The organism is Streptomyces sp. NPDC058773 (genome assembly GCF_042746015.1).
Taxonomy (GTDB): domain Bacteria; phylum Actinomycetota; class Actinomycetes; order Streptomycetales; family Streptomycetaceae; genus Streptomyces.
This window is the reverse complement of the sequence record NZ_JBHYPE010000084.1, coordinates 1-12,076: the sequence shown is the minus strand read 5'-3', so window position 1 is coordinate 12,076 and position 12,076 is coordinate 1. Positions and strand designations below refer to the sequence as shown.

Genomic DNA, 12,076 nt, shown 5'->3' with positions numbered 1-12,076 from the left:
GGCTTCGTTCTCTATGGTCGTCACGCCCCGTCGGCGCGGCGGCCCGTCCATCCCTGCGAGCACCTGCTGGGTCGCGCGGATGCCGTCGATCTCCGGCATCCGCACGTCCATCAGCACGATGTCCGGGCGCAGCGCGCGGATCAGCGGCACCGCCTCCGCACCGGTCGCCGCCTCGCCCACGACCTCCATGTCGTCCTCGGCGCCCAGGATCGCGCGCAGCGCCGTACGCACCATCCGCTCGTCGTCGGCGAGGACGATGCGCAGCGGGCGGGTCTGCTCGCGTCCGCTGCCGCCGGTGCCGTCGCCGCAGTTGTCGCAACCACGGCCGTTGCCGCTGCCGTTGTCTTCACCTTCGCCGGCCGTGCGGCCGTCGTCGTCCCGCGTCGTGGTCATGTCCCCGCCCTCGTCTCGCGTCCTCCGGTTCCCCGGCGTACGTCTCGGTGTCCCTACGGCTGTCCCTGCGACTGTCCCTGTGGCCGTACGTCGCGGTGCGTACCGCGCTCCCGCCCCGCCGCCAGCGGCAGCCGGGCCGTCAGCCGCCATACGCCGTCCTGTGCCCCGGCCGTCGCCTCGCCGCCCAGCAGCCGGGCCCGTTCGGCGATCCCCAACAGGCCGCGGCCCCCGCCCGTGCGGGGCGCCGGGACCGGCGAGCCGGGCACGGGGCCGGCCACCGGTCCGCTCACCGGGTTCTCCATCCGCAGGGTCAGCTCCCGCTCGGTGCGGTGCACATACAGCTCCACGGGCACCGGCCCGGCGTGCCGCAGCGCATTGCTCAGGCCCTCCTGCACGATCCGGTAGGCCTCCCGCGAGACCACCGGCGGCAGCCCCGTGCACCGCCCCTCCGTCGTCGCCTCGACCCGGACGCCTGCCGCGCGGGTCCGTTCGAGCAGCGCCGCCAGCCCGTCCAGAGTGGGCGCGGGCGCCGTCGGATCGCCGCCGTCCTCCTCGCGCAACAGGCCCAGTACGGTGTCCAGTTCGGCGACCGCGTCCCGGGTGGTGTCCTCGATGGCGGCCAGCGCCTGCCGGACGAACTCCGGGTCGGTGTCGAGCACCCGGCGGGCCGCGCTCGCTTGGAGGGTGACCGCGCTCAGCGCATGCCCCACCGAGTCGTGCAGCTCGCGGGCCAGCCGGTTGCGGGTCGCCAGATCGGCGGCCCGGCGCTCGGCGGCGGCCAGCCGGTCGTCGGGCGTGGGCCCCAGCAGCACCGGCGCCAGACGGGCCATCAGCTGCCCGGCTCCCCAGGTCGTGCCGAGCACCAGAGCCAGCAGCGCCAGCCCGGCGAGCGGGCCGAGCACGCCGGGGAAGGCCTCCTGCCAGCCCGGAAAGCCGCGCCGGAGCTCCGCCGAGAACGGCAGAATCATCAGGGAAATCGCGGCCGGCGACGCGGCCAGTGACATCCCGCTGACGATCCCGCCGGCCGCGTTGTGCACCAGGAACCACAGCGCGGTACGCCGCCGGGCGGTCCACGAGTAGCCCGGCTCGTCGGCCATCAGCTCTCCCGGCACATCGCAGAACGTCCGCACGGCGCCCGCCGCCATGGACCGCGCCGGGGCGAAGACCAGCCCGGCCAGCCAGGCCATCGGCAGCGCGAGGCCGAAGGCGAGGAACTGGGACGTGGGATCGCGGTAGGGGTCGGCGCCCTCCTTGACCAGCGACACGATGACCGACGCCGTCAGGAAGTGCGGCATCAGGATCGCGCCGCCGATCACCAGATGGACCCAGCGCAGGGAGTGCCGCCGCAGACCTCTCAGCCGCACGGCGCGGCTCCGGCCCCGGCCTCGGAGTCGTCGTGAACGCCGCGTGGCGGAGCGGAGGTTGCGAGAGCTGCGCGGTGGCGGTGCCGGCCGGTCCGTACGGTCATGACGACCAGTCTTCCGGACCCGCCGCCCGCGCGCCTCGGCCGTGCCGACGAACCGCCTCCGCCGTACGGGGGAGGGGAGCCGGACGGTGCGCCCACCGGCCGGGTGCCCAACGGCCCCTCAGATCACAGCCGTCGGGTTGCCAGCGTCAGCCGGTCGCGGGCGTCGAACAGGGTGTCCTTGATCCTCCGCTCGTGCCCCGGGGTCAGCCGGGCCACCGGCACGGAGCAGCTGACCGCGTCCCGCGCCGGGGTGCGGTAGGGGATCGCGACGCCGAAGCAGCGCAGGCCCGGGGTGTTCTCCTCGCGGTCGACGGCATAGCCCTGTTCGCGCACCGAGTGCAGCTCCTCGATCAGCCGCTCGCGGTCGGTGAGGGTGTGCTCGGTCAGCCGGGGGAGGGCCGGCGGCAGCATCGCCCGGACCTGCTCGTCGGTGTACGTGGCGAGCAGCGCCTTGCCCAGCGCGGTGGAGTGCGCGGGCAGCCGCCGGCCGGCGCGGGCGAAGGGGCGCAGATGGTGCGGGGACTGACGGGTCGCGAGGTGGACGACCTCGGTGCCGTCGAGCCGGGCGAGGTGGACGGTCTCGGTGGTGTCGTCGGAGAGCCGGTCCAGGGCCGGTTCGGCCGCGGCCACCACCTCGTCACCGTCGAGGTACGAGGTGCCGACCAGCAGCGCCCGCACGCCGATGCCGTAGCGGGTGCCGGTCGCGTCGGTCTCGACCCAGCCCAGGTCGACGAGGGTGCGCAGCAGCATGTAGAGGCTGGACTTCGGGTAGCCGACCGCCTCTTGAACCGAGGCAAGACTGTGCATACCGGGACGACCCGCGAAGTACTCAAGCAACTCGACCGTCCGCACCGCGGATTTGACCTGTGATCCCCCGGTATCGGCAGCTGACATCGCCCTTGACCCCCCTGTTCGGACCGCCATAGAGTCCCAGTTGTTCATGATTCGGAACAGCGTTCAGCATATAGAACGTGATCCGGTGCGCGGCAAGGCGCGGAACGACTCGGCAGCATCGCCCGGGAGGAATGCACGGTGGCAGCGACAACAGCAGCACCAGTCTGGAGTGTCGATCCCCGCACCGGGAAGCCGCGGGAGCAGGTTGCGGTGGAGGCCACGGCAGACGAGGTGGACACCGCGGTCCGTGGCGCACACGCCGCCCGTGGCGCGCTGGCCGACCGCACCGTACGCGCCGCGCTGCTGCGCCGCTCCGCCGAGCTGCTCGACGAGGCGGGCGAGGCGGTCATCGAGGCCGCCGACGCCGAAACCGCGCTCGGCCCCGGCCGGCTCACCGGTGAACTCGCCCGCACCACCTACCAGTTGCGGGCCTTCGCGGACCTGGCCGAGGAGGGCGGGTTCCTCGACGTCCTGATCGACCACGCCGACGCCGGGCTCACCCCGCCCCGGCCCGACCTGCGCCGTTACAAGATCCCGCTGGGCCCGGTCGCGGTCTACTCCGCCAGCAACTTCCCGCTCGCCTTCTCGGTACCGGGCGGCGACACCGCCAGCGCCCTCGCGGCCGGCTGCCCGGTCGTCGTCAAGGCCCACCCGGACCACCCGGCCACCTCCGAGCTGTGTGCCGCACTGCTGCACCGCGCCGCCAGGGACGTCGGCCTGCCGGAGGGCGTGGTCGGTCTGGTGCACGGCTTCCAGGCCGGTATCGACCTGGTGCGCCATCCGCTGATCGCCGCGGCCGGCTTCACCGGCTCGGTGCGCGGCGGCCGTGCCCTCTACGACGCGGCCGCGTCCCGCCCGCACCCGATCCCCTTCCACGGCGAGCTGGGCAGCCTCAACCCCGTCGTGATCACCGAGGCCGCGGCCGCGGAGCGCGCCGAGCGGATCGGCGCCGGGCTGGCCGGGTCGATGACCCTCGGCGTCGGCCAGTTCTGCGTCAAGCCGGGCCTGGTCCTGGCGCCCGGCGGCGAGACCGGCGACCGGCTGCTGACCGCACTGACCGACGCGGTCAGCGACACCGAGGCCGGGGTGCTGCTCGACCACCGGATGCGGCAGGCGTTCCTCGACGGCGTCCGCACCCGCGCCGCGCTCCCCGGGGTCGAGGCGCCGGTGACCCCGGGCGCGGGCGGCGAGCACACCGTCAGCGCCGGCTTCCTCGCGGTCCCCGCCGCCCACCTGACCACCGAAGGGCCCTACGACCTCCTCCTGGAGGAGTGCTTCGGCCCGGTCACCGTCGTCGCCCGTTACACCGACGAGGCCGAGATCGGCGCCGTGCTCGCCCGGCTCCCCGGCAACCTCTCCGCGACCCTGCACCTCGGCGACGCGGAGAGCGCCGGCACCGATGACGCGGGCCGCGGCGCCCGGCTGCTGGCGGAGGTCACCCCGCTGGCCGGCCGGGTGGTCGTCAACGGCTGGCCCACCGGCGTCGCGGTCGCCCCCGCCCAGCACCACGGCGGCCCCTACCCGGCCACCACCTCCACCTGCACCTCCGTCGGCGGCAGCGCCGTCGAACGCTGGCTGCGCCCGGTCGCCTACCAGGACACCCCGCCCGCGCTGCTGCCGCCCGAACTGCGCGAGGACAACCCGCTCGGCCTGCCGCGCCGGGTCGACGGCCGCGCCGAGGGCGCGTAGCGACCGTGCCGCCCGCCCCCGACGCGGCCACGCTCCAGGTCCGCGCGGTGACCGCCGCGGACCTGGCCGCGATCGCCGCGCTGCACAGCCGGGCCCGTGCCGCGTACCACCGCGCGCGGTTCCCGGACGCGCCCTTCGACGTCCCGGCCGAGCGGGCCCGGTGGCACGACGCCTGGTCCCGCGACCTGGAGCGCGGCGACACCCCGGCGCTCTGTGCCGCCCGGCACGGCACCGTGGTCGGAGCCGCCTCCTACCGCCACCGTCCCGGCCCCCGGCCGGCCGTCACCCTCCACCAGCTCCATGTCGACCCCGGCCACTGGGGCACCGGCGTCGGCCGCGCCCTGCACGGCGCCTGCCTGCGGGACTGGCACGCGGCCGGGGTCTCCCGGGCCGCCCTCGACGTCCTCTGGCACAACCACCGCGCCCGCGCCTTCTACACCCGCCTCGGCTGGCGCCCCGACCCGGACCGCCGCCCCGCGCCGGACGCCAGCCACCTCACCCTGACGCTGGACCTGGGGAGGGCTCCGGCTCCCGGCGGGCGATGAGCTGGAGCCGCTCTGCCGTCCGCCCGTCCAGTGTGGCCACCGACCCCGCCCGCTCCTTCAGCACCGCGAAGCCCGCCTCCCGCACCAGCCCCCGCAGCCGCTCCGGCGGATGGTGCCGGAACACCCCGCCGTCCGGCGTCTCGAACACCCCGTACGTCCCGTACCGCTCCGCGAACCGCGCGTACCGCTCCCGGTTGAGCGCATCCCCCTGCAACGGGACGTCGCTGAGATACAGCACCCCGCCGGGCCGCACCAGCCGCCCCAGCTCCCCGACGATCGCCGTCTGGTCCGCGTCCCGGGGCACACAGGTCAGCACCGCGAACAACAGCGCCGCATCGAAGACGCCCTCCGGGAACGGCAGCGGAAACCCTGGGCAGTGCAGCAGCTCCAGCTCAGGGTGCTCCCGCCGCCCCCGCTCGACCAGCGCCGCCGACACATCCACCCCCTGCACCGCGCCGTACCCCAGCCCGGCCAGCTCGGAGGTCAGCCGCCCGTACCCGCATCCGTAGTCCAGCACCCGCGCACCCCGTGGCACATACGCGTCCAGCAGCGCCGGGTCGAGCGGGTGGGTGAAGGTCTTGACGGCCCCGGTCGTCTCCCAGAAGCCGAGAAATCCCTGTGACGAGGTCATGCGGGGACGGTACCGCGGGACGTCCGGCCACCTCGCCGAAGCACCGGAGCACCCGGGTGGGGCGCCGTACCGCACCGCCGCGGCCCGCCCGGACGGGCGCTGGCACCGGACGTCGCTCCCGGGAATACCCCGCCGCTCCCCGGGGTTGACCCGGGGCCCGCCCACGACGAGGAAAGTCAGCTCATGCGCGTCGAAATCTGGTCCGACATCGCCTGCCCCTGGTGCTACATCGGCAAGGCCCGGTTCGAGGCCGGGCTCGCCGGTTTCGCGCAGCGGGACGCCGTCGAGGTGGTGCACCGGTCCTTCGAGCTGGACCCGCAGGCACCGGCCGCCGGGGACGTACCGGTGCTCGACATGCTCGCCGCGAAGTACGGCGTGAGCCGGGAGCAGGCCGCGGCGATGGAGGCGCGGGTCGCCGAGGCGGCAGCGGGGGAGGGGCTCGACTACCGCTCGGACCGCCTGCACGGCAACACCTTTGACCTGCACCGGCTGTTGCACCTCGGCCGGGCGCACGGTGTCCAGGACGCGCTGCTCGACGCCTTCTACCGCGCCAACTTCGCCCAGGCGCGGCCGCTCGGTGACCCCGCCGTACTCCAGGAGATCGCCGTCGGAGCCGGGCTGCCCGCCGAGGAGGCCGCGCGGGTGCTGGCCGACCCCGAGGCGTACGCACCGGAGGTCCGCGCCGACGAGCGCGAGGCCGCCGAGCTGGGTGCCACGGGTGTGCCGTTCTTCGTCATCGACCGCCGCTACGGCATCTCCGGCGGACAGCCGGCCGAGGTGTTCCGGGAGGCGCTGGAGCGGGCGTACGCCGACGGCGTCGTACCGCTCGGGGCGGCCGGTGACGGTGAGGTGTGCGGCGACGACGGCTGCGCCGTGCCCGGGAAGTGAACCGGGGCCCGACCGGCCATACCCACCGTGACCTGCGAAGATGAGCAACTTTTCATGCGGGGACGGTACCTGCGAAGGCGGCCGGTGTCGCCCGAGGCGGCGGCCTCCGTGTCCGGCAGCCGAGTTCCCGAGTGCCATCCGGCTCATGAGTCGTGAACTCCCCTCTCCAGATGCCCGGTCGCCGCAACGGGCTTGCCGTCATGCCGCGGATGGCGCCGGAGCAGAACACGGCAGTCCACCGCCTTGCTCGCGTCTCCGGCCGATTGGGCCGCCCGTAATGCGCGTTCCAGCTCGGTGCAGGTGGGGCAGACAGGGACGGCCGGGGCGCCGACGTGCGAGGTCATGTTGCGGACCCTCCTGCGGTGCGGATGGTTCGCCATTTCCGTGTTACGGCTCCGGACCGTCACGAAGTCACCCGCGCCACGCGCCGCTTCCCGCTGCGCGGCCAGCGCGGTACACACGTCGCAGCCGTCCACCGGGACCGGTTCGAGGCACGGGCCGGTGGACGGGCCGCCGCTGTCTCCCCTGCTCATTAACTGGCCTGCTGTGTCATCACACCCAGCGGAATCCGGGTCCAGAGCTCCCCGGGGCGGGGCCGCCACCGTGCTCGTGCTCGCCATGCTCTCTCTCGCCATCCCTTCGTCAACGGTGTGACGAAGACGAAGCTACGGAGCGACCAGGCGCGATGTCTGTGGCACTTTGACTGCCCGTCAGGGAAAAGCAGCCCTTGTGATCGTTTACAGCGGGAGCCCGACCGCGTCGGCCATGGCACGCATGTCCGTGGTCAGTGTTCGGCGGCTCTGGATCAGTTTGCTGAGGATGTCACGGGCGTAACGCTGATTCGGCAGCCATTCCGGACTGTCCGCCTTGATCTGTTCGAGTTTCTCGAAGGCATCGGCGTGCTGCCCCATCTTGGCGTGGGCATCGGCGACATCGAGGAGGTGCCGATTGCGGTTGTTGCTTGTCGGCCTCAGCCCTGCCATGGGAATGCGCTGTGCCATTCTCAGCACCATGTCCGGACGGTCCGTCACAGAGGCATTCTCGGCGGCCTTGAGCTTGACCGTGGTCGGCCCGAACATCCGCAGGAAGTCATTCTCCGGTGCATGCTCCCGGCCCATCACCACGGCTGCCGCCATCGCCAGTTTGACGGCGTCATCGGCCTCTGCTGACTGGCCATTGCGAATCGCGGCGGCAGAAGCCCGCAACAGCAGCCAGCCCCAAGTGCTCAATTCCGCCGGTGTCGCCCGGGACATCCGTGGTTCGATCTCATCTGCCCACCCGACCGCGAGTGCGAACGCCTCGTCCAGCCTTCCCTGACGCAACCGCAGCCAGCAGACGATGCTGATCGTCGCGGCCTTGTCCAGCCCGTCGGCACCGTGCTCCAGAGCGCGCTCCAGCGCGGTCTCGGCTGCAGCGAACTGGCGGGTCTGGACCATGAGCCACCCGGAGAGCTGCAAAAGCCGCATACGGACGGTGCGTCCCCGCGGCCCCAGGGCGTCGGTGTCCCGCAGCAGGGAGGGCAAGAGCACGGACAACTCCGTGAGCCGGTCTCCGGTGAAGAGCGGCATCGCCTCCTGTAGCGCGCTGTGCACTCCCGTCACGGTCGGCGGCTCATCCTCCACCCCGGCCGCCCAATGGCGGCGTTCAAGGGCGCTCTTCACGGCTGCCCACCGGTCCGTGGTCTGCGGGCCCGCACCGTCTTCACGGGGAGCGTCGGCCAGCCGCATCGTAGGCACCTGGAGAGCTACGGCCAGTTTCCGCAGCGTCTCCAGCCGTGCGCCTTCTCGGTCCCCCTGCTCCAGCTTCCGGATCGTCGAGAGGGACACGCCGGACGCGTTGGCCAGCTCCCGCTGGGTCAGGCCCCGACGCTTGCGAACAGTCTTGACGTTCCACCCCGCGCTGCTCATATCACGAGCGTACGCCGCGGCCCGGGGCCGGAGGAGCGAACGTGGGCCCCGGCCTCGCTCCTCCGGCCCCGGGGGGCGGTGAAATGTCCGAGGCGCATCAGGACACATCCACCTCGGGGAAGTCGGCTCGGGGCCACTGGCTATGGCTTGGTGGCGCGAGCGATGAGGGTTCCGATGTGGCCGGGCGTGGGGGCGTCGAGGATCCGTACGTCAGGGTCTGTGAACCCGGCTTTGTGGAGGAGGCCGGTCCACCTGCGGGGCGTGTAGCTGTACCGGTAGGTGTACATGGCCCTTCCTGCGAACCCGCCCTTGTACATGCCTTGAGGGCCGTACGCCCCGGGGATGGCGGGCGGGTGAGAGAAGGCAAAGACACCGCCGGGGTTGAGCCGTTGAGCGACGAGTGGCAGGAGCTTGGCCGGGTCGGTGAACCAGACCGCGCCGAAGATGGAATAGACGGCGTCGTACGTGTCGGTGCGGTCGCGGAGATATTGTGCGCATCACCGTGCCGTCGCGGCGCCGCTCGATCAGCGGGGCGTGGTGCTTGTACTTCCCGCCGTTGTACTCCTCGCAGAGCGCGAAGTAGAGGGGCGTGTCCAGGATGAGCTGATGCACACCGATGTCGACGGTGTACCCGACCCCCATGTCCACGCCGGGCTTCTCCATGGCGGTGATCAGGTAGGCGATCCCCTGGCCAAGGATGCGTTCGGCAAGCTCCGGACGGCCACACCGTCACGGAGCAGCAGCCGGACTTCACGCTCCCAGAGGTCGGACACGTCCACTTCCGTGACCAGATGGGGCACCCGGGACTCGAGCGCGTTCAGGATGATGCGCGGCTCGCGGGTCCGCGTCTGAACTGCGGTATTCATCGTGCGATCTCCTGCTGCGGTTGGCGTCTGCTGCAGTTGCCAACCCATCCGCCCCTCGCCGTCACTCGACGGACGGGACTGGTGCCCGCTCTCGGTCCGAAAAGGTTCACGGTCGGAGAGCGGAACTCATGGGTTCGCCTCGTGAGCCGGCGAGCGACATGTTCGTCCTCCCCCCCAGATCGTGGGCGAGCCGTCGTCCGGTGTGTTCGGCCAAATCCCCAGGAGCCTTAAAGCCATTGGGTGCTCCTCTGCGGATCCGATTGCTCAGACGTGCACGAGCCTCATGCCTGGGTACGATCAGCGCAAGAGGGCGAGGCGCCGACGGGCCGCGAGCGACAACACATTGCATGCCTGACACGGTGCGGTGTCGGGGTGGTCCTTGAGCCGGGCCCGGACCGCCCACACCCACCGTGACCTGCGAAGATAAGCAACTGTTGCGGGCCGGCCAAGCAGATTCGCCATGGACGCGGCCCGCTGCGCCGAGCAGAGTGGGGGCATGCATCGACGTGAGCCACTCGGCGGGGCGGAATTCGCGCCCGAGACGACCTATCTGAACTCCGCGTCCAGCGGACTGCTTCCGCGGCGCAGCGCCGACGCCCTGCGCGCGGCGCTGACGGAGTCCGCCTCCTACGGCACCATGGGCCGCGACTACTTCGCCGCCGCCACGGCCTCCCGGGCCGCCTTCGCCCGGCTGCTGGACGTCCCCGCCGAGCGGGTCGCGATCGGCAGCTCGGTCGCGGTGCAGTCCGCGTTCGTCGCCGCCTCGCTCCCGGCGGGCGCCGAAGTGCTGGTCCCCGAGGGCGACTTCAGCTCTCTGGTCAATCCGCTCGCCGTCCACCCGGGGATCAAGCTGCGCACCGCGCCGCTGGAGGCGCTCGCCGACGAGGTGCGCCCGGGGACCGCGCTGGTCGCGTTCAGCGCCGTGCAGTCGCTGGACGGCCGGATCGCCGACCTGACCGCGGTCCGCGAGGCCGCGCGGGCCCACGGCGCGCGCACCTACCTCGACATCACCCAGGCCGCCGGCTGGCTGCCGCTGCGCGCCGCCGACTTCGACTTCGTGGCCGCGGGCGCCTTCAAGTGGCTGCTGTGCCCGCGCGGGGCGACCTTCATGGTGTTCGGCGGGGACCAGGGGCGGGAGACGGAGTGGCCGGCCGCGCTGCACGGGAGCTGGGTCGCGGGGGAGGACATCGCCGAGTCCAACTACGGGCCCATCGAGCCGGCCGCCACCGCCCGCCGCTTCGACGAACCGCACGCCCACTACTCCTACATCGGCGCCGAACAGTCCCTCGGCCTGCTGGCGGAGCTGGGCGTGGAGACCGTGCACGCCCACAACACCGCGCTCGCCGACCACTACCGCGCGGGCCTGGCCGAGCGCGGTCTGACGCCGCGGCCCGCGCCCGGCTCGGCGATCGTCTCCACCCCCGGGATCGCGGACGCGGAGCAGCGGCTGGCCGCGGCGGGGGTGCACGTCGCGGTGCGCGGCGGGCTGCTCCGCGCGGCCTTCCACCTCTACAACTCGACGGATGACGTGGACCGGCTGCTGTCCCTGCTGGGGTAGCGGGCGGGGTGGCGGGTGGCGGGATACCGGGGCGGGCGCGGGGCGTCGGGCAGCTGATGTAATGGACAACGATCTTGTTCCGAGCAGTAGTTGAGAGGCCCTCAGTGACCACCGCGTTCGACCCGGTAGACCTCGCCGGCACCCCGCTCGCCAACCGCCTCGTCATGGCCCCGATGACCCGCAACCGCGCCACCGCCGACGGCGTCCCGACCCCGTCGATGGTCCGCTACTACACCCAGCGGGCCTCCGCCGGGCTCATCATCGCCGAGGCCGCGCAGACCGAGCCCGTCGGCCGTGGCTACCCGCTCACCCCCGGCCTGCACACCGCGGAGCAGGTCGCCGGATGGCGCCGGGTCACCGACTCCGTGCACGCCGCGGGCGGAAAGATCTTCGCCCAGCTGTGGCACGGCGGCCGGATCGGCCACCCGGTGCTGCTGCCCGACGGCCTGGTGCCGGTCGGGCCCTCCGCGGTCGCCGCGGCCGGCCAGGGCTTCACCCAGGACGGCCCGACGGACTTCGTCACCCCGCGCGAGCTGACCGGCGAGGAGATCCGGCGCACCATCGAGGGTTTCGCGGCCGCGGCCCGCAACGCCCTGGAGGCCGGCTTCGACGGCGTGGAGATCCACGGCGGCAACGGCTATCTGGTCCACCAGTTCCTGGCGCCCAACGCCAACCGGCGCACCGATGAGTGGGGCGGCTCCGACGAGGCCCGTGCCCGCTTCGCCATCGAGGTCGTCAAGGCCGTCGCCGCCGAGGCCGGGGCGCACCGCACCGGTCTGCGGCTGTCGCCGGGCAACCCCTTCAACGACATCGACGAGCCCGCGCCCGAGGCCACCTACACCGCCCTGGTCGACGCCGTCGCCCCGCTGGGCCTGGCCTACCTGCACACCTGCGATGTGACCGACCCGGAGCTGCTGGCCCGGCTGCGCAAGCGCTTCGGCGGCACCTTCCTGCTCAACCCGGCCACCGACGGCCGGCCCACCGGCCCCGAGGAGTTGCCGCTCGTCGAGCGGGGCGAGGCCGATCTGCTCGCGTACGGCGCGCTCTTCCTCGCCAATCCGGACCTGCCCCGGCGGCTGGCGCAGGGCGGCCCCTTCAACACCCCGGACCGGGCGAGCTTCTACGGCGGCGACGACTCGGGCTACGTCGACTACCCGGCGCTGGAGGCCTGAGCACCTGCCCGTACGACTGCCCGTACGACACGGCGCGGCCGCCGCACAGACCAGCTGTGCGGCGG

The 12,076-nt window shown here is 72.9% G+C and carries 11 protein-coding genes and 1 pseudogene; 5 read left to right on the top strand and 7 right to left on the bottom strand.

From position 1 onward, the window contains the following. The 3 genes from ACFW5B_RS34795 to ACFW5B_RS34785 form a co-directional block, all read right to left on the bottom strand. Positions 1 to 393, bottom strand: a 393-nt coding sequence (locus tag ACFW5B_RS34795) for a response regulator transcription factor (protein ID WP_386448970.1), incomplete at its 3' end; no start/stop codon positions are given. A 53-nt stretch (positions 394 to 446) separates the two neighbouring features. Beyond that, positions 447 to 1,688: a sensor histidine kinase gene (locus ACFW5B_RS34790; protein ID WP_386448973.1), complete on the bottom strand. Its 1,242-nt coding sequence runs from the start codon at positions 1,686 to 1,688 to the stop codon at positions 447 to 449. A 296-nt stretch (positions 1,689 to 1,984) separates the two neighbouring features. Beyond that, a complete protein-coding gene (locus ACFW5B_RS34785; protein ID WP_386448968.1) occupies positions 1,985 to 2,755 on the bottom strand; it encodes an IclR family transcriptional regulator in 771 nt (256 codons plus the stop codon). Positions 2,756 to 2,893: 138 nt separating this feature from the next. Here ACFW5B_RS34785 and ACFW5B_RS34780 point away from each other — a divergent pair, with 138 nt between their 5' ends. Both ACFW5B_RS34780 and ACFW5B_RS34775 read left to right on the top strand, forming a co-directional pair. Next, positions 2,894 to 4,444 (top strand): aldehyde dehydrogenase (NADP(+)), encoded by a 1,551-nt coding sequence (locus tag ACFW5B_RS34780; RefSeq protein WP_386448965.1) that lies wholly within the window; start codon positions 2,894 to 2,896, stop codon positions 4,442 to 4,444. A gap of 5 nt (positions 4,445 to 4,449) precedes the next feature. Continuing rightward, positions 4,450 to 4,989, top strand: coding sequence for a GNAT family N-acetyltransferase (locus ACFW5B_RS34775; protein WP_386448963.1), 540 nt, complete (start codon positions 4,450 to 4,452; stop codon positions 4,987 to 4,989). Here the strand turns inward: ACFW5B_RS34775 and ACFW5B_RS34770 are convergent. After that, the gene (locus ACFW5B_RS34770) at positions 4,940 to 5,620 is read right to left on the bottom strand and encodes a class I SAM-dependent methyltransferase (protein WP_386448960.1); all 681 of its coding nucleotides are present in this window, start codon (positions 5,618 to 5,620) and stop codon (positions 4,940 to 4,942) included. The genes ACFW5B_RS34775 and ACFW5B_RS34770 overlap by 50 nt on opposite strands. A gap of 183 nt (positions 5,621 to 5,803) precedes the next feature. On the opposite strand from ACFW5B_RS34770, the gene ACFW5B_RS34765 reads away from it, so the two are divergent. Continuing rightward, positions 5,804 to 6,508 carry a DsbA family oxidoreductase gene (locus ACFW5B_RS34765; RefSeq protein WP_386448957.1) on the top strand — a complete coding sequence of 235 codons (705 nt, stop codon included), beginning with the start codon at positions 5,804 to 5,806 and terminating at the stop codon, positions 6,506 to 6,508. Positions 6,509 to 7,245: 737 nt separating this feature from the next. Here ACFW5B_RS34765 and ACFW5B_RS34760 read toward each other — a convergent pair. The 3 genes and pseudogenes from ACFW5B_RS34760 to ACFW5B_RS34750 all read right to left on the bottom strand — a co-directional run bounded on the left by ACFW5B_RS34760 (position 7,246) and on the right by ACFW5B_RS34750 (position 9,281). Continuing rightward, positions 7,246 to 8,415 (bottom strand): helix-turn-helix domain-containing protein, encoded by a 1,170-nt coding sequence (locus ACFW5B_RS34760; protein WP_386448954.1) that lies wholly within the window; start codon positions 8,413 to 8,415, stop codon positions 7,246 to 7,248. A 140-nt stretch (positions 8,416 to 8,555) separates the two neighbouring features. Continuing rightward, a pseudogene (locus tag ACFW5B_RS34755) lies at positions 8,556 to 8,885 on the bottom strand (SAM-dependent methyltransferase); the annotation flags it as partial. 201 nt (positions 8,886 to 9,086) lie between these two features. Next, on the bottom strand, positions 9,087 to 9,281 hold the full coding sequence (locus ACFW5B_RS34750; RefSeq protein WP_386448951.1) for a hypothetical protein: 195 nt from the start codon (positions 9,279 to 9,281) through the stop codon (positions 9,087 to 9,089). A gap of 496 nt (positions 9,282 to 9,777) precedes the next feature. Between ACFW5B_RS34750 and ACFW5B_RS34745 the strand changes: the two genes are divergently transcribed. Both ACFW5B_RS34745 and ACFW5B_RS34740 read left to right on the top strand, forming a co-directional pair. Beyond that, the gene (locus ACFW5B_RS34745) at positions 9,778 to 10,839 is read left to right on the top strand and encodes an aminotransferase class V-fold PLP-dependent enzyme (RefSeq protein ID WP_386448949.1); all 1,062 of its coding nucleotides are present in this window, start codon (positions 9,778 to 9,780) and stop codon (positions 10,837 to 10,839) included. Positions 10,840 to 10,943: 104 nt separating this feature from the next. Continuing rightward, a complete protein-coding gene (locus ACFW5B_RS34740) occupies positions 10,944 to 12,011 on the top strand; it encodes an alkene reductase (protein ID WP_386448946.1) in 1,068 nt (355 codons plus the stop codon). Positions 12,012 to 12,076: the final 65 nt, after the last annotated feature.